At 65.6% G+C, this 14439-nt stretch carries 14 protein-coding genes; 5 read left to right on the plus strand and 9 right to left on the minus strand.

Features of this window, described 5'->3' with window-relative positions:
• The 5 genes from BLQ70_RS22210 to psrA all read right to left on the minus strand — a co-directional run.
• Positions 1–761, minus strand: a 761-nt coding sequence (locus BLQ70_RS22210; protein ID WP_170843499.1) for an alkaline phosphatase family protein, incomplete at its 3' end; no start/stop codon positions are given.
• A gap of 25 nt (positions 762–786) precedes the next feature.
• A complete protein-coding gene (gene phnE, locus BLQ70_RS22215) occupies positions 787–1590 on the minus strand; it encodes a phosphonate ABC transporter, permease protein PhnE (protein ID WP_061966027.1) in 804 nt (267 codons plus the stop codon).
• A gap of 14 nt (positions 1591–1604) precedes the next feature.
• Complete coding sequence (gene phnC / locus BLQ70_RS22220; RefSeq protein WP_091861483.1) at positions 1605–2414, minus strand: phosphonate ABC transporter ATP-binding protein; 810 nt, start codon at positions 2412–2414, stop codon at positions 1605–1607.
• A gap of 30 nt (positions 2415–2444) precedes the next feature.
• A complete protein-coding gene (gene phnD / locus BLQ70_RS22225) occupies positions 2445–3320 on the minus strand; it encodes a phosphonate ABC transporter substrate-binding protein (RefSeq protein ID WP_091861486.1) in 876 nt (291 codons plus the stop codon).
• 80 nt (positions 3321–3400) lie between these two features.
• On the minus strand, positions 3401–4489 hold the full coding sequence (gene psrA, locus BLQ70_RS22230; protein ID WP_061966021.1) for an iron-containing alcohol dehydrogenase PsrA: 1089 nt from the start codon (positions 4487–4489) through the stop codon (positions 3401–3403).
• 106 nt (positions 4490–4595) lie between these two features.
• On the opposite strand from psrA, the gene BLQ70_RS22235 reads away from it, so the two are divergent.
• Positions 4596–5489 carry a LysR substrate-binding domain-containing protein gene (locus BLQ70_RS22235; RefSeq protein ID WP_061966019.1) on the plus strand — a complete coding sequence of 298 codons (894 nt, stop codon included), beginning with the start codon at positions 4596–4598 and terminating at the stop codon, positions 5487–5489.
• A 175-nt stretch (positions 5490–5664) separates the two neighbouring features.
• On the opposite strand, the gene BLQ70_RS22240 is transcribed toward BLQ70_RS22235, so the two are convergent.
• Genes BLQ70_RS22240 through BLQ70_RS22250 form a run of 3 tightly spaced genes read right to left on the minus strand, consistent with a single transcriptional unit; the run spans position 5665 to position 9107 of the window.
• Entirely contained in the window at positions 5665–7224 is a 1560-nt protein-coding gene (locus BLQ70_RS22240) for an ABC transporter substrate-binding protein (RefSeq protein ID WP_091861489.1), read from the minus strand.
• 49 nt (positions 7225–7273) lie between these two features.
• A complete protein-coding gene (locus BLQ70_RS22245; protein WP_091861492.1) occupies positions 7274–8152 on the minus strand; it encodes an ABC transporter permease in 879 nt (292 codons plus the stop codon).
• 13 nt (positions 8153–8165) lie between these two features.
• Positions 8166–9107, minus strand: a complete 942-nt coding sequence (locus BLQ70_RS22250) for an ABC transporter permease (protein WP_091861496.1) — start codon at positions 9105–9107, stop codon at positions 8166–8168.
• A gap of 194 nt (positions 9108–9301) precedes the next feature.
• Between BLQ70_RS22250 and BLQ70_RS22255 the strand changes: the two genes are divergently transcribed.
• Together BLQ70_RS22255 and BLQ70_RS22260 are read left to right on the plus strand one after the other, a co-directional pair.
• Positions 9302–10333, plus strand: a complete 1032-nt coding sequence (locus tag BLQ70_RS22255) for a LacI family DNA-binding transcriptional regulator (protein ID WP_091861499.1) — start codon at positions 9302–9304, stop codon at positions 10331–10333.
• Complete coding sequence (locus BLQ70_RS22260; RefSeq protein WP_091861503.1) at positions 10323–11729, plus strand: amidase; 1407 nt, start codon at positions 10323–10325, stop codon at positions 11727–11729. The genes BLQ70_RS22255 and BLQ70_RS22260 overlap by 11 nt, the downstream gene beginning before the upstream one ends.
• 222 nt (positions 11730–11951) lie before the next feature.
• On the opposite strand, the gene BLQ70_RS22265 is transcribed toward BLQ70_RS22260, so the two are convergent.
• Positions 11952–12716, minus strand: a complete 765-nt coding sequence (locus BLQ70_RS22265) for a siderophore-interacting protein (protein WP_091861506.1) — start codon at positions 12714–12716, stop codon at positions 11952–11954.
• Between the two features lie 167 nt (positions 12717–12883).
• Here BLQ70_RS22265 and BLQ70_RS22270 point away from each other — a divergent pair, with 167 nt between their 5' ends.
• On the plus strand, positions 12884–13375 hold the full coding sequence (locus tag BLQ70_RS22270; RefSeq protein ID WP_162766454.1) for an RNA polymerase sigma factor: 492 nt from the start codon (positions 12884–12886) through the stop codon (positions 13373–13375).
• Between the two features lie 45 nt (positions 13376–13420).
• On the plus strand, positions 13421–14416 hold the full coding sequence (locus tag BLQ70_RS22275) for a FecR family protein (protein WP_091861512.1): 996 nt from the start codon (positions 13421–13423) through the stop codon (positions 14414–14416).
• Positions 14417–14439: the final 23 nt, after the last annotated feature.

Below are 14439 nucleotides of genomic sequence, written 5' to 3' on the forward strand. Positions count from 1 at the left end.
CCGTGATCGGCGGTGATGACCAGCGTGCAGCCGAGCGCGTCGAGCTTGCCGACATACCCGTCGAACATGGCATAGAACGAGTCCGCCATTTCCGAGCCGGGTGCCGCCTTGTGCTGCACATAATCGGTGGTCGAGAGATACATCAGGTCGGGCTTGAAGGTCTCCAGCAGCTTGACGCCGGCGGCGAAGACGAACTCGGAGAGATCGGCCGAATAGACCGACGGCACGGGCATGCCGACGAAATCGAGCACCTTCTCGATGCCGTTCTCCGCCTTGTTGGCCTTGTCGGCCTTCTCCGAGGAGAAGGCGATCGCGGAGCCGGAGGCGAAGTCGAGCCCCTTGCCGAGCAGAGTGCGCAGCTTGTCCTTGGCGGTGACCATCGCGACCTTGAAGCCGGCCTTCTGGAACTCGGCGAGGATGGTCGGCGCCCGCAGGAAGCGGGCATCGTTCATCATCACCTCTTCCCTGGCCTCGCGGTCATAGAAGAAGTTGCCGGCGATGCCGTGCACGGCCGGCGGGCGGCCGGTGATGATCGAGAGGTTGTTCGGATTGGTGAAGCTCGGGATCACCGAATAGGCATAGGTGCTGGCGCCGGCCTTCATGATCCGGTCGAGGTTCGGCGTCAGGCCTTTGGCGCTGGCCGCCTCGATATAGGACGGCTCCGAACCGTCCATGCAGATCACAACCGTCGGGCGCCGCGGCCGCGCATAGTCGCGACCGTTCGCAACAACATCCGAGCCGATCTTGGAATGTGCGTTCATGACCAACTCCTTGCGCCGGCGCCGCTCAGCGGATCAGCGCCCTGACGCGGGATGAGACGAGGTCGGCCACCAGCACCATCGCGAGAATGACGAGGATGCAGGTGGCGGTATCCTGGTATTTGAAGAGCTTCATCGATGAGACAAGCTCGAAGCCGATGCCGCCGGCGCCGACCATGCCGAGCACCGTCGACTGGCGGACATTGGTCTCCAGCCGGTAGAAGATCGTCCCGAGCCAGGTCGGCAGGACCTGCGGCAGCACGCCGAAGAAAAAGGTCTTGAACGGGCCGACGCCGGCCGAGCGGAAAGCCTCAAGCGGCCCTTCGTCGATATCCTCCATCGCCTCGGCGAAGAATTTGCCGAGCATGCCGGCGCCGTGGATGGCGAGCGCCAGCACGCCGGCGAAGGGGCCGAGACCGATCGCAGCGACGAAGATCAGCGCCAGGATGATCTCGTTGATGCCGCGCATGCAGTTGAGCAATTGCCGCGTCGCGTGGAAGACGGCCGGGCTCGGGCTGAGATTGCGCGCCGCGAAGAAGCAGATCGGCAGGGAGATGACGACGCCGAGCAGGGTGCCCCAGACCGCGACCTGCAGGCTCTCCAGCGCCGGCTTCCACAGCCGTTCGAGGAATTCCGGGTTGGGCGGCACCATCCGGACGAGGAAATCCCACATATAGGGGATGCCGTTCCAGAGATTGCTGGCGTTGATCTGGGCGCCGAGCGCGGCCCACCACAGGAAGACGAGGATCGCGAGCGCGATCGTGCCGACGCCCCACCAGCCGAAGCGGTTCTGCGGCGGACGGATGACGAGTTGCAGCGTTCCGAAGGACATGGGGTTGCCTCCCGTCAGGCGATTGCAGGGGCGATCAGCGGCGCCAGCGCGGGCTGGCTCACTGGCCGGGGCTTGAGAACGCGGCTGATGCCGGGGTCCTCGAGGCCTGGATAGATCTGGTGGACGACCTCGGAGGTCAGGTGATCGGGGGTATCGTCGAAGATCACCCGGCCGCCGCTCAGGCCGACGATGCGCTCGCCGAATTCGACGGCGTAATCGACCTGGTGGAGGTTGCAGATCACCGCGATCCCCTCCGCCTTGCAGATCGCCTTGAGGTAGCCGAGTACGACGCGCGAGGTCTTGGGATCGAGGCTCGCCACCGGCTCGTCGCAGAGGATCACCGCCGGCTGCTGCGCGAGCGCGCGGGCAATGCCGACGCGCTGCTGCTCGCCGCCCGAGAGCTGGTCGCCGCGCGAATTCGCCTTGTGGGCAAGCTCGACCCGCGCCAGGCAGTCCATGGCGATGGCGACGTCCTGCCGCGGGAAGAGCTGTAGCATGCTCAGGAAGGAGGACAGGCCGGCCATCCGGCCGACGAGCACGTTCTTCAGCACCGAAAGGCGCTTCACCAGGTTGTGGTGCTGGAAGATCATCGCGACCGGCCGCTTTCCGGCGGCCGCGCGTTTCGTGTCGAACACGGTGCCGTCGATGACGGTGCGGCCGGCATCGGGCTGGGCCAGCCCGTTGATGCAGCGCAGCAGCGTCGACTTGCCGGCACCGCTGGGGCCGAGCACCACGAGGAACTCGCCGGCTTTGACGCTGAGGTCGATGCCCTGCAGGACAGGGCGACCGGCATAGGATTTCTTCAGGCCTTCGATCGTGATCATGTCGCTTCCTCCGCCGGTCGCGTGTCGCGACTACTTCATCTTGGTCAGATCGAGATTCAGCACCTTCGCCGTCTCGCGGATGATGTCGTAGGCTTGGTCGTTGGTCTCGACGAAGCGGTTGAGATTGCCCTGGTCGGCCCAGGTGATGTCCCGGATGTTCAGGAAGGCCGACTTGATCTGCTTCTTCAGGTCGTCGGGCAGGTTCTTGCGCCAGCAGGTCGGCGATTCCGGGATCGGATCCGACTCCCAGACGACGTGGATGTCGGCCCGGTCGACCAGCTTCTTCTGCACGGCGGCATCGAAGATGCGATCGGCGATCGTCGCGGCGTCGACGCGCTTGTTGGCGACCGCGAGCGCGTTGGCGTCATGCGAGCCGGTGAACAGGACGCGACCGAAATCCTTCTCCGGGTCGAAGCCGAGCTTTATCAGCCCGGCCTTAGGGAAGAGGTGGCCCGAGGTCGAAGACGGGTCGACGAAAGCGAAGGTGCGCCCTTTCAGGTCCTTCCAATCGCGGATGCCGCTATCCTTCCGCGCGATGATCTGGCTGCGATAGAAGCTGCGGCTCGACTTGGCGGTCTCCGCCGTCGCGAAGGCCTCGATCGGCGCCACCGTCGTGCCGAGCACATAGGAGAACGGGCCGAGATAGGCGACATCGACATGGCTCGAGCGCATCGCCTCGATCACGCCGTTATAATCCGAGGCGACGAAGCCCTGGACCTTGATGCCGAGATTCTTCTCCAGCGCATCGAGGAGCTGCTGGCTCGATTCCAGCATCGCCCGCGAATCCTCGGACGGGATCAGCCCGACGCGGATCTGTTTCGGCTGGGCCTGGACCAGCGCCGGCATCGCCAGCACCGTTCCCGCAGCCAGTGAGTTCTTCAGAATCGTCCGACGCGTGATGGTCATGTCATCCTCCCAAGATGATCCGGCGATCGTTGTGATCTGCCGGCGGAACCGTTGCGGGCGTCGTTGCCCGTTGCTTGATCTCAGGCGGCCATGGCCGCCTGCCTTCCAATGAAGTTGCGGCCGCGTTCGCCTTCGAGCGCCTTGCCGACGAGGCGGTTCCACTCGACGCCTGAGACGCCGTAGGCGGTGGGGTCGGTCGAGACGCCGAGATTGCGCAGGAAGGCGCCGAGGCGCTCCGCCCCTGCTTCGAGGTCGGGGCCGAAGACGCGGCGCAGCGCCGCATCGCATTGCGGCTGCGCGCCCATCGCCCAGCGCATCACGATCGGCAGCGAGAAGGAGCAGGCGATGCCGTGGATCGTGCCGCTTTTCAGCGTGATGTCGTAGGAGATGTTATGGGCGAGCGCGGTCTTGGTGTTGGAGAAGGCCATGCCGGCGAGCAGGCTGGCGCGCATCTGCCGGGCGCGGAGCTCGACATCGTCGAGGCGCTCCAGCAGGCGGGGCAAGGTGTCGATGATCTCTTTGGCAGCCTCGACCGCATAGTTCGCCGAGACCGGATTGCCGTTGACGTTCCAGATGCTTTCCAGCGCATGGGACAGGGCATCGAGCCCGGTCGCCAGCGTGAGGCCGCGCGGCGCGCCGACCGTCAGCGCGGGGTCGAGCACCGAAGTCTCCGGGTAGAGCCGGGGGTGGGCGAGCGAGTATTTGCTGCCATTGGCGGCGTCCCAGACCGTGGCCCAGGAGGTGACTTCGCTGCCGGTGCCGGCCGTGGTCGGCACCGCGATGATCGGGATGATCGCGGCCTCGTCCAGCGGCTTCTTCTCGACGAGATGGCGGCGCACATTCTCGAAATCGCCGCCGCTGGCCGCCAGCACCTTGGCGGCATCGATCATCGAGCCGCCACCGAGCGCGACGATGACTTCGGCCGGCTCGGCCGCGCCGAACTGGCGGCAGGACAAGGCTAGATCGGCGCAGTCCGGATTGGTCTCGATATTGGTGATCGACACGACCGGTGCCCCGGCGACAGCGGTCAACCGGGCGGAGAGTTCGCGGAAGATCGGCTGGTCATAGGTGACGAGCGCCCAGCGGCGGTTGCCGATCAATCCCGCGACCTCGTCGAGCAGGCCGGCCCCGAAGCGGATCCTGACGGGATTCCAATACGCCCAGTTCATGCGGTTCATCCTCGCAATGCGCCTTGCCGGCCTGTTGCGAGGATGCTCACTGAAGCTGCATATTATAACAAATTGATTTTTTGATGTGATTAGATAGATTTTTGCTATGCGTTATACCCAGATCAGATCGTTCCATCTCGTGGCCGGCTCTGGCGGCTTCAACGCCGCCGCCGATGCCTTCAACATCAGCCAGCCGACCCTGACGGCACAGGTCGGTGCGCTGGAGGAGGAGTTCGGCGTCGAGCTCTTCGTCAAGCGCGGCCGGAGGCGCGAGCTCAGCGACACCGGGCGCCAGCTTCTCGCCATCACCACCCGTCTCTTTGCCGAGGAAGCCGAGGTGCTCGCCTTCCTGTCGGAAACGCGGGAATTGCGCACCGGCCGTTTGTCGATCAGCGCCGTGGGGCCGTTCCACGTCACGGAAATGCTGGCCGCCTTCAACCAGGCCTATCCGGAGATCGAGCTCGCCGTGAAGCTCGGAAACTCCGCTGAAGTCCTAGACGATCTCGCCAGCTACCGGTGCGACGTCGCCGTGCTCGCCTATATCGACGAGGATGACCGGTTGCTGACCATCCCTTACAGGCGCCATCCGGTCGCGGTGTTCGTGCGGCGCGACCATCGCTTCGCCGCACGCGACAGCATCCGGCTGGCGGAGCTGGAAGGCGAGCCGATGATCGTGCGCGAGCAGGGCTCAACCACGCGGCGCGCTTTCGAGAATGCGCTGGCCAGGACCGGAACGAAGCCGCGCCTGGTGATGGAGATCGGCAGCCGCGAGGCCATTCGCGAGGCGGTGATCCATGGCCTCGGCATCAGCTATGTCTCCGATGCCGAATTCGTGCCCGACGAGAACCTCAAGCTGGTCCGGATCGAGGGGGCCGAGGTTTACACCTATGCCCATGTCGTCGTGCTGAAGCAGCGCGAGTCGAGCCGGATCATCAAGGCGTTTCTCGATGTTGTTCACGGGACACGCGATGCTTTCGACGACCGAGCCGGCAGATCGTAGTGGCTTGGCTTTCCGAGCCTTCTCCGCAAGAGAGAGTTCTCTTCGGAAGCGGCTACAGAAGCAGAACCTGAGCGGAACCCGTTCGCGACGCACCGCGCTTCCCTTATGCCAATTCCTGCGCCGCACGCTTGAGGATCAGGTGTTGGCTCCGGGAAGCGCGGTGTCGATGTCAGCGTCAATGGTTCTTCGAGACGTTCCAGTAGACCGGGACGCCAGGGGAGAGCAGGCCCTGGAGGCTGGCCTGCTGACCGCGCACGAGCCAGAATTGGCCGACGGGAACATAGGGCACCGTCTCGACGGCGCGCTCCTGGATCTTGCGGGCGATCGCCTTGCGGGTGTCGAGATCAGGCGCCATCGTGAACTCGGCGCGCAGCTTCTCGATGGCCTCGTCGCAGGGCCAGCCGAACCACGAATTCTCGCAGTTGGAGCGCAGGGCCAGATGGCCTACGGGCTCGGTCATGTCGGGCGCGGCGGGGCCGGAAGCGAAGGTTGACCAGCCGCCCTGGTCGACCGGGTTCTTGCTGGTGCGCCGGCTCGACAGCGTGCCCCAATCCATCGCCTGATAGTCGACGTTGAGACCAGCATCACGCATCAGCTGCGAGACGACGAGGGTTTGCGGGCTGAGCGCGGTCTCCGTGGCATCGAGCACGACGATCTTCTCGCCCTTGTAGCCGCTTTCAGCGATCAGCTTCTTGGCTGCCGCCACATCCGGCTTTGGCCAGGCCGCATCGGTGAAATAGGGCGAGTCGCACATGTAGAAGGACGGGCAAACGGTGTAGAGCGCCTTGTCGTCGACATAGGCGCGGACCGCCAGCTCCTGGTCGACGAGACGCAGGATCGCCTGGCGCAGCTTGGGGTTGTTGAAGGGCGGCTGCGACTGGTTCATCCGGAAGACGCCCTGCAGCGCTGCGAGCTTCGAGACGGTGATCTTTGCGTTACCCTTCACCAGCGGGATCATGTCCGGCGGCATCTCCTCGAAGATGTCGATTTCACTCGCTTGCAGCGCGTTCAAGGCGGTCTGGGCATCGGGCATGATCTGCCATTCGACGCGGTCGACATTTGCCACCTTGCCGCCGGAGAGCCCGTCCGGCGCTTCCTTTCGCGGCTGATAGGTCGGCGCCTTGGCGTAGACGATCTTCGAACCCGGGGACCACTGCTCCTTGACCAGCATGAAGGGGCCGGAGCCGGTCGCGTCGGTAATGTTCTGGTTCGAGGGCGTGGCGGCGATGCGCGCCGGCATGATCACCGGCAGCATCGAGCTTGGTTTGCCGAGTGCGTCGAGCACGAGGCCCCAGCGATCCTTGAGCACGAGCGTGACCGTCTTGGGATCGGTCGCCGCCAGCGAGGCGGTATGCGCCATGAGCTGCTGGCCGAGACCGTCGCGCTCTCCCCAGCGCTTCAGCGAGGCGACGACGTCGGTGCTCGTGACCGATGTGTTGTCATGGAATTTCAATCCGTCGCGGAGAACGAAGGTCCAGGTCAGGCCGTCGGGAGAGGTCGTGAAATTCTCCACCATCTGCGGCTTGATCAGGCCCTTGGCGTCCTGTGCGAAGAGCGTGTCGTAGACCATGTAGGCGTGGTTGCGGACCATGTAGTCCGAGGTCGTCATCGGATCGAGCGTGCGCAGATCACCGAAAGGGCGCACTTTCAATACGGTCTGCGCGGCAGCAGGCAGTGCCGCCAGTGACAGGGCGAGGCCGCCGGCCAACGCCATTCGTCTCGTCAGGCTTTTCATCGCTTTCCTCCCAATGGATTGTCCCGGTTTCTTGTTCTTATGGCCGGCCTCAAACCCTGAGTTTGCGGGCGAGGCGAGGATCGATGGCGTCGCGCAGGGCGTCGCCGAGCACGTTGACGGTCAAAACGAGCAGCGCGAGCGCCACGCCCGGAAAGGCGATCATCCAGGGCGCGCGCTGCATGAAGGGGCGGGCCTCGGCCAGCATGTTGCCCCAGCTCGGGATCGTCGGCGGCGTGCCGGCGCCAAGGAAGGACAGGACCGACTCCACGATCATCGCCGAGGCGAAGACATAGGTCGCCTGCACGATCACGGGCGCAGCCGCATTGGGCAGGATATGCCGCAACAGCATGCGTGGCAGGCCCGTGCCGTTGGTGATCGCGGCCTCGACATAGGTCTGCTCGCGCAACACCAGCACGGAGGAGCGGATGACGCGGGCCATCCGCGGGATTTCGGCGATGCTGATCGCGATCACCACGTTCTGGACGCTGGATCCGAACAGCGACATCAGCGCGATGGCCAGGAGGATGCCGGGGATGGCCATGAGGCCGTCCATGATCCGCATCAGGATCCCGTCCAGCCATCGGACGAAGCCTGCGACAAGCCCGATCAAGAGGCCCAGGGTCACCGTCAGCACGGTGACGAACGCGCCGATCGTCAAGGATATCCGGGTGCCGTTCAGCGTGCGCGACAGGGTGGAGCGGCCGAGTTGGTCGGTGCCGAACCAATGATCGGCGCCGGGCAGTCGCAAACGCTGGATCGGATTCACCCGTACAGGGTCAGGCAGGATATAAGGCGCGATCAGCGCGACGCAGGTGAAGGCCGCCAGAACCGCGAGGCCGACCAGGATCGTGGGATTGGTGCGCAGGAAGCCGCCGAGGTTCTGAAAGTGGCCAGGTGCCTTCCGCACGACGGTGCCGGTCACGGTCATCGTCACGGCGCCCTCAATAGCGGATGCGCGGATCGAACAGCACGTAGCTTAGATCGACCAGCAGGTTGACGGTAACGTAGACCAGCGAGAAGACGAGGATGAGACCCTGCACCACGGGATAGTCCCGCCGCAGGATCGCATCTGTCGTCAATCTTCCCAGGCCCGGGATGTTGAACACGGTCTCGGTCACCACCACGCCGCCGAGCAAGGCGGCGATGCCCACGCCGACGACGGTCACGACCGGGATCGCGGCGTTCTTCAAGGCATGGCGCAGCACGACGCGGCGGGGCTTCATGCCCTTGGCATGGGCGGTACGGACATAGTCCTCCGACAGCACCTCGAGCAGGCTCGCGCGCATCACGCGAGCGAGTAGCGCCGCATAGAGCATGGCGAGCGCCAGCCCCGGCAGGACAAGGCTGTTCAGGCAGGGCAGAAGCCCTTGCGACAGCGGCACATAGCCCTGCGTCGGGAACCAGCCGAGCGACAGCGCGAAGACATAGACCAGCAGGAAAGCAACGACGAAGACCGGCGAGGAGAAGCCGACCATCGCGAAGGCCATGACCGCCCGGTCCGTCCGGCTGCCGGCCTTGAGCGCGCTCAGGATCCCGAGCGGAAGCGCGATCGCTAGTGCCATCAGGATCGCAACGAGCGCCAGCATTGCCGTCGGCTCGATCCGCATCCCGATCAGCCGCGTAACTGCCATGTCGGAGAAGACGGAGCGGCCGAGATTGCCCTGCGCAAGCTGGGTCGCCCAGGCGAAGAGCTGTTCTGTCAGCGGCTTGTCGAGGCCGAGCTGGGCTCTGATCGAAGCGATCTGCTGGGTCGTGGCCTGATCGCCGGCGATGAGGATCGCCGGATCGCCCGGCGTCAACCGCAGCAGGAAGAAGACGAAGAGGCCGACGAAGGCGAGGACAGGAAGGGTCGCGGCGATCCGGCGCAGGACATAGGACATCATGGCCCCGCCGAGCCTTCTGTTACGGACAATCGCTCCCCCACGATCGGCTCCTCATAATTTTTGTAACGTTTCAATCAAGCTCTCACAGAGCAAGCTTCCCCGCAAGAGGCGTTCAATTGAGGTTTTGCGCTTGCGAAATGCATTTCGATCCGCAAATCTGAAAAGCAGATTTGAACCGTTTCATTGGGGATTGAATGGCGACGATTCGGGATGTGGCGCGGCTCGCCGATGTGTCGGTGGCTACCGTATCGAACGTGCTCAATAGTGCAGATCGCGTCAGCCCCGAGCTCTCGGCGCGGGTACGTGCCGCCATGGAGAAGCTGAGCTACACGCCCCATGCGGGCGCGCGCTCGCTGCGCAAGCGATCGAGCGGGCTGATTGGTCTCGTCGTCGGCGACATCACCAATCCGTTCTTCTCCGATCTGTTCGAGGCGGTGGAGGATGCCGCCGCTGCCTGCGGCTATCTGGTGCTGCTATGCAATTCGAACGAGCGCAGCGAGCGCGAGGAGGCGCATCTGCGCATGCTTCGCACGCAGCGGATCGACGGGCTCATCCTGGCGCCGACCGGAGCCGTCTCGATGAACAGAGCCTCGCTGCTGGCGCAGCTCGAGGTCCCGGTCGTGCTCGTCGACCGGGCGATGGAAGGGCTAGGCTACGACGCGGTCGTCCTCGACAACCGGTGCGCGGGCTTCGAGGCGACGCAGCATCTGATCGCCTGCGGCCACAGGCGGATCGGCCTCGTCAACGGACCTGAAGTGTTCCGCACGGCTGCGGAGCGCCTCGCCGGCTATCGCGAAGCCTTGTTGGCGGCAGGCCTTTCCTTCGATCCGGCTCTCGTCCGCGATGCCGGGTTCCGCAAGCAGCCTGCCGAGCAGGCGATGGCCGAGCTCATGGCGCTGGCGGAGCCGCCGAGCGCCGTCTTCGCCACCAATAACCTGATGACGATCGGGGTCGTAAAGGCGCTGGCGGACCGCGGTCTTTCCTGTCCGCAGGATGTTTCCGTCATCGGCATCGACGACCTTCCCTGGGCCGATGCGGTCTCGCCCCGGCTCAGCGCCATTGCCCAGCCCGTCCGCGCCATGGGCGAAGCCGCGCTCGAGCTCCTGATCCGGCGGCTTGCCGGCACGCTGAATGGTCCGGGCACGACCACGGTGATGGCGCCACGCCTCGTCATTCGCCGCTCATGCGGTGCGCCTGCCTCCGGAAAGCCTGCCCATGTCGACTGAATTGACGAAGCTCAGCGCACTTGCCGTCCGCGATCTCCTCGCGGCCGGGGAGATCAGTTCCGTCGAGCTGGTCGAGGCGGCCGCGGCGCGCCTTGCCGTTGTCGAGCCGCAGATGAATGCCGTGCCGACGCTCTGCCTGGACCGGGCGCGGGAGCAGGCTCGCGCAGCCGATGTCGCGCGTCGAGCCGGGCGCTCAAGCCTCCTCGGCGGGCTTCCCATCGTCGTCAAGGACAACAGCGACGTCGAAGGAGTCCGCAATACCGGAGGGACCTCGATCTTCCGTGATCGCATATCGACCGAGTCCGACCGAACCGTGGCGCTGATGGAAGCAAACGGTGCGATCACGCTCGGCAAGTCGAACCTGTCCGAACTCGGCGGAGCACAGACCACCAATAGCGTCCATGGCGCGACACGGAACCCTTATGATAGGCGCCTGACCTGTGGCGGCTCCTCGGGCGGCGCAGCAGTCGCGCTTGCGACCGGCGAGGCCTGGCTCGCCCACGGCAACGACTATGGCGGCAGCCTGCGCATTCCCGCGGCATTCTGCAATGTGACGGGCCTGCGGCCGACGCCGGGCCGGGTGCCGCGCAAGCGATTGGCCGATCCGTTCGACACGATTGCCGTGGAGGGGCCCATGGCGCGCGACGTTGTGGACCTCGCCCTCTTCTTCGATGCGATGACCGGCTATGATTCCGGGGATATCCTGACCGCGCCAACCAGCGAGCCGCCGTTCCTCGCAGCAGCGCTGACGCCGCGCAAGCCCGCGCGGGTCGCAGTCTCGGCAGATCTTGGCATGCTGCCGATCGAAGAGCCGATCCGGTCCGCCCTCGATCGGCTCGCTGAGATGCTGAACCGGGCAGGCGTCGCAGTCGCTCACAACTCGCCGGATGTTGCTGGCGCGATGGACGCATTCCGCGTGCTGCGCGGCGAAGGGTTCTACGCGACGTTCGAGCCTCTCTTCGAGACGCACCGCCACGCGTTTCCGGCGCCTGTCCTCGCCGATCTCCTGCGTGGCCGCGACCAGCCGGGCAATGCCATCGTCTCCGCCAATCGGTTCCGAAGCGAACTGTACCGTCGGACTGTGGATGTTCTCGACGAGCACGATTTCCTGATCTGCCCGGCAACGCAGGTCATGCCCTTTTCCGTCGAAACATTATTCCCGGAGACGGTCGCGGGGCAGCCGATGCAGGACTATCTCGACTGGATCTCGATCACCGCGATCTGGTCGCTCACAGGCTTGCCAGCCATCGCCATTCCCATCGGTTTCTCGCGGGAAGGCCTGCCAGTCGGCGTCCAGATCCTGTCGCACGCCCGGCGGGAGGCTGATCTCTTCCGGTTGGCGGCTTGGATCGAGCGTGAATTGGCCTTGCCGATTGGGCCTATCGATCCCCGGTAGGCTGCAGAGTGAAACTGGCGGCTCGCTCTTGCTCCTGCCGTAGGGTTGGCGACCGCGTCGGCTCAGCTGGCGCTGAGCCGGTCCATGACGCGCGCAAGCGCCCGCCACCCTTGGGCGCTTCAGAGCGAAGGGCCTGGCACACCTGCCACCCTTCGAACCGGACGTCAGGACCGTGATCGCCCGGAAAGACATCGAGCGGCTGCGCCGAACGGGGCAAAGACATCACGACCGCGCCCCCCAATAGGCCACGAGCTTCCTTCCATCATCGGCGAAGCAGCCCAGCGCATCCGCTTGAGCCCGCAGGGCACGCACGGCCGCTCGCTCCGCGGCAACCCAGAGGTAGCCGGGATCCGCCCCCATGGGCATGTCGGCCAGGAGCGAGCCCAGCCGGCTTTCGCCGACCCCGTTCCCGCTGCCGGTGAGCCAGGTGACATCCGCTCCCGGATGCTCCGGCAAGGGCTGCTGCTCGCCTGCGTCGCGAACCTCGATGACGACACGGCTTTCCATGTCGGGAGGCGCGTTCTCGAGAATGCGGGCGATGGCCGGAAGGCCGGTCGCGTCGCCAAGGAGGATCTGCCGGCGGCAATCCGCCGGCGGCTTGTAGAGCCCGCGCGGATTGTTGATGACGACCCGGTCGTCCTCGCTGGTGGCGCAGGCCCAGTCGCTGGCGCGGCCGCCGGCATGAACGACCATGTCGATGTCGAGCTCGCAGGAAGCGGCATTGTGGCGGCGCACCGTATAGGTCGAATAGCGGACGCGGTGACGGTCCTCGGGAAATGTCCAGCGCCCGTCCGCACCGATCTCCGGCAGGACGAGTTCGCCCGTCTCGGGATCGGGAAAGAACAGGCGGATATATTCGTCGGCGATCCCGGTCGAGCGGAAGCCGGCGATGCCGCCTCCCCCGAGCGTCAGCCGGATCATTCCGGGCGTGAGATAGCGGCGCCTCACGACGGCAGCTTCATGAAACGGGTTGGGGCTGGCTTCCATCGTGCCGATCGACCTCGTCTAGCGCCGCGCTTGTTTCATGCGAACGACGTCGAGGCAACAGCCTTAGCCTTTGATTTACTTAGAGTATTTCTAAAACATCGCGATTGAGCGGCCGGAATGCGGCTGCTATGGCGTTGGGTCTTGGGATATCCGGAGCCAGCGGAACCATGTCGAGCAGCCTCGACGATGTCGGCACACTCTACGCGCAGGAACATCGCCGGCTGGAACGGCGGGCTGCGCGTCGCGTCGGCGTCGCCAACGCCGCCGATGTCGTGCAGGATGTCTTCGTCGCCTTCTGGTCGCGCGCCCGGGACCATATCGGCTGCCAGGCATCCTACCTGAGCCGCGCAATCGACTATGCCGCGATCAGCCATCAGCGCGCTGAACGCCGGCGCGCCAGCCTGCCGCTGCGGATCACCGAAGAACAGTACGCAGCCCCGGTCGCGCTACCCGATCAGGTTGCGGCAGCCCGCCAGGACCTGGAGCGTGTGGTGCGGACCGTCGCGGCCCTGCCGGAACGCACGCGCCAGATCTTCCTGCTGAACCGCGTGCATGCCTGCAGCTACGACGAGATCGCAGCCGCGTTCGGCCTCTCCTACAGCACGGTCGAGCGCGAGATCGCCCGCGCCCTGCTGGCATGCCGGGACACATTGCGATAACGCCAAGCGCACGATCCTCCGGGCCCAAGCCGTAACTCAGGCGCCATGGACACCGACGACAGCCCCCGAACCGATGAGCTCCTGCTGGAAAAGCAGGCGATCGCGTGGTTCACCCGCATGAACGGCCGCCCCTCGCCTGCGGATCGCGGGGATTTCGAGGCCTGGCTGGCGGCTTCGAGCGATCATGCCCGTCACTATGACAAGGTCGCGGCGCTCTGGTCCGACATGGGCCCGCTGTCCGCCGCTCTCGGTGCCTCCGAGACCGAAGCGCTGGCCGCGCCGCTGGAGCGCATCCGGGCGCTACGCCGCGAGCGTGGTCGCGGACGAGCGGCCGCCGGGGCCGTGCTCGGCCTCGTGCTCGCCCTGTGCCTTGGCTGGATCTGGCTCGACCGGCCGCATCTGTTCGAGAATTGGCGCGCCGATCAGGTCACGGCGCGCGGCGAGCAGCGCATGATCGTGCTGGCGGATGGCTCGACGGCGCAGCTCGATTCGGACAGCGCGCTCGCCGTCGATTTTTCCGCGGGGTTGCGTCGCGTTCGCCTGCTCAGGGGAACCGCCTTCTTCGAGGTCAAGCGCTCCGAAGCGCCTTTCGTGGTCAGCGCCGGCCAGGGCGAGGCCCGCGTGCTCGGCACGAGCTTCGAGGTCGCTGCAAGCGATGAGGGAAGTGTGACCGTCACGCTCGCCAGCGGCAGCGTCTCGGTCGAGCTGCCGCAATCGCGCGAGGCCGTGGTCCTCAACCCGGGCGAGCGGGTCGCCTATGGCGGGCATGGGCTCGGCAAGGCCGAGGCCGTGGATGTCGCGGAGGTCACGGCCTGGCGCGCCGGGCGCTTCATCTTCGACGACATGCCGCTGGCGCGGGTCCTTGCCCGGATCGAGCGTCACCATCGCGGCCGCATCGTCCTGCTCGGCTCCACGCTCGGCGGGCGCCATGTCACCGGCAATGTCACCTTGCGCGACAGCGCAGCCGCGCTGGCGGCCCTGCAATCCTCGGTCGGCTTTTCGGTCACCACCGTCGGGCCGGTCACCTTCGTCTCGCCCTGACGCCAATGCCGGGTCGGCAACTC

It is taken from the genome of Allobosea robiniae, assembly GCF_900102525.1.
Lineage (GTDB): Bacteria > Pseudomonadota > Alphaproteobacteria > Rhizobiales > Beijerinckiaceae > Allobosea > Allobosea robiniae.

Excerpts from the sequence above, each read along its gene's own strand:
- phnE (WP_061966027.1), bottom strand. The coding sequence starts at position 1,590 with ATGTCCTTCGGAACGCTGCAACTCGTCATCCGTCCGCCGCAGAACCGC.
- phnC (WP_091861483.1), bottom strand. The coding sequence starts at position 2,414 with ATGATCACGATCGAAGGCCTGAAGAAATCCTATGCCGGTCGCCCTGTC.
- phnD (WP_091861486.1), bottom strand. The coding sequence starts at position 3,320 with ATGACCATCACGCGTCGGACGATTCTGAAGAACTCACTGGCTGCGGGA.
- psrA (WP_061966021.1), bottom strand. The coding sequence starts at position 4,489 with ATGAACTGGGCGTATTGGAATCCCGTCAGGATCCGCTTCGGGGCCGGC.
- BLQ70_RS22235 (WP_061966019.1), top strand. The coding sequence starts at position 4,596 with ATGCGTTATACCCAGATCAGATCGTTCCATCTCGTGGCCGGCTCTGGC.
- BLQ70_RS22240 (WP_091861489.1), bottom strand. The coding sequence starts at position 7,224 with ATGAAAAGCCTGACGAGACGAATGGCGTTGGCCGGCGGCCTCGCCCTG.
- BLQ70_RS22245 (WP_091861492.1), bottom strand. The coding sequence starts at position 8,152 with ATGACCGTGACCGGCACCGTCGTGCGGAAGGCACCTGGCCACTTTCAG.
- BLQ70_RS22250 (WP_091861496.1), bottom strand. The coding sequence starts at position 9,107 with ATGATGTCCTATGTCCTGCGCCGGATCGCCGCGACCCTTCCTGTCCTC.
- BLQ70_RS22255 (WP_091861499.1), top strand. The coding sequence starts at position 9,302 with ATGGCGACGATTCGGGATGTGGCGCGGCTCGCCGATGTGTCGGTGGCT.
- BLQ70_RS22260 (WP_091861503.1), top strand. The coding sequence starts at position 10,323 with ATGTCGACTGAATTGACGAAGCTCAGCGCACTTGCCGTCCGCGATCTC.
- BLQ70_RS22265 (WP_091861506.1), bottom strand. The coding sequence starts at position 12,716 with ATGGAAGCCAGCCCCAACCCGTTTCATGAAGCTGCCGTCGTGAGGCGC.
- BLQ70_RS22270 (WP_162766454.1), top strand. The coding sequence starts at position 12,884 with ATGTCGAGCAGCCTCGACGATGTCGGCACACTCTACGCGCAGGAACAT.
- BLQ70_RS22275 (WP_091861512.1), top strand. The coding sequence starts at position 13,421 with ATGGACACCGACGACAGCCCCCGAACCGATGAGCTCCTGCTGGAAAAG.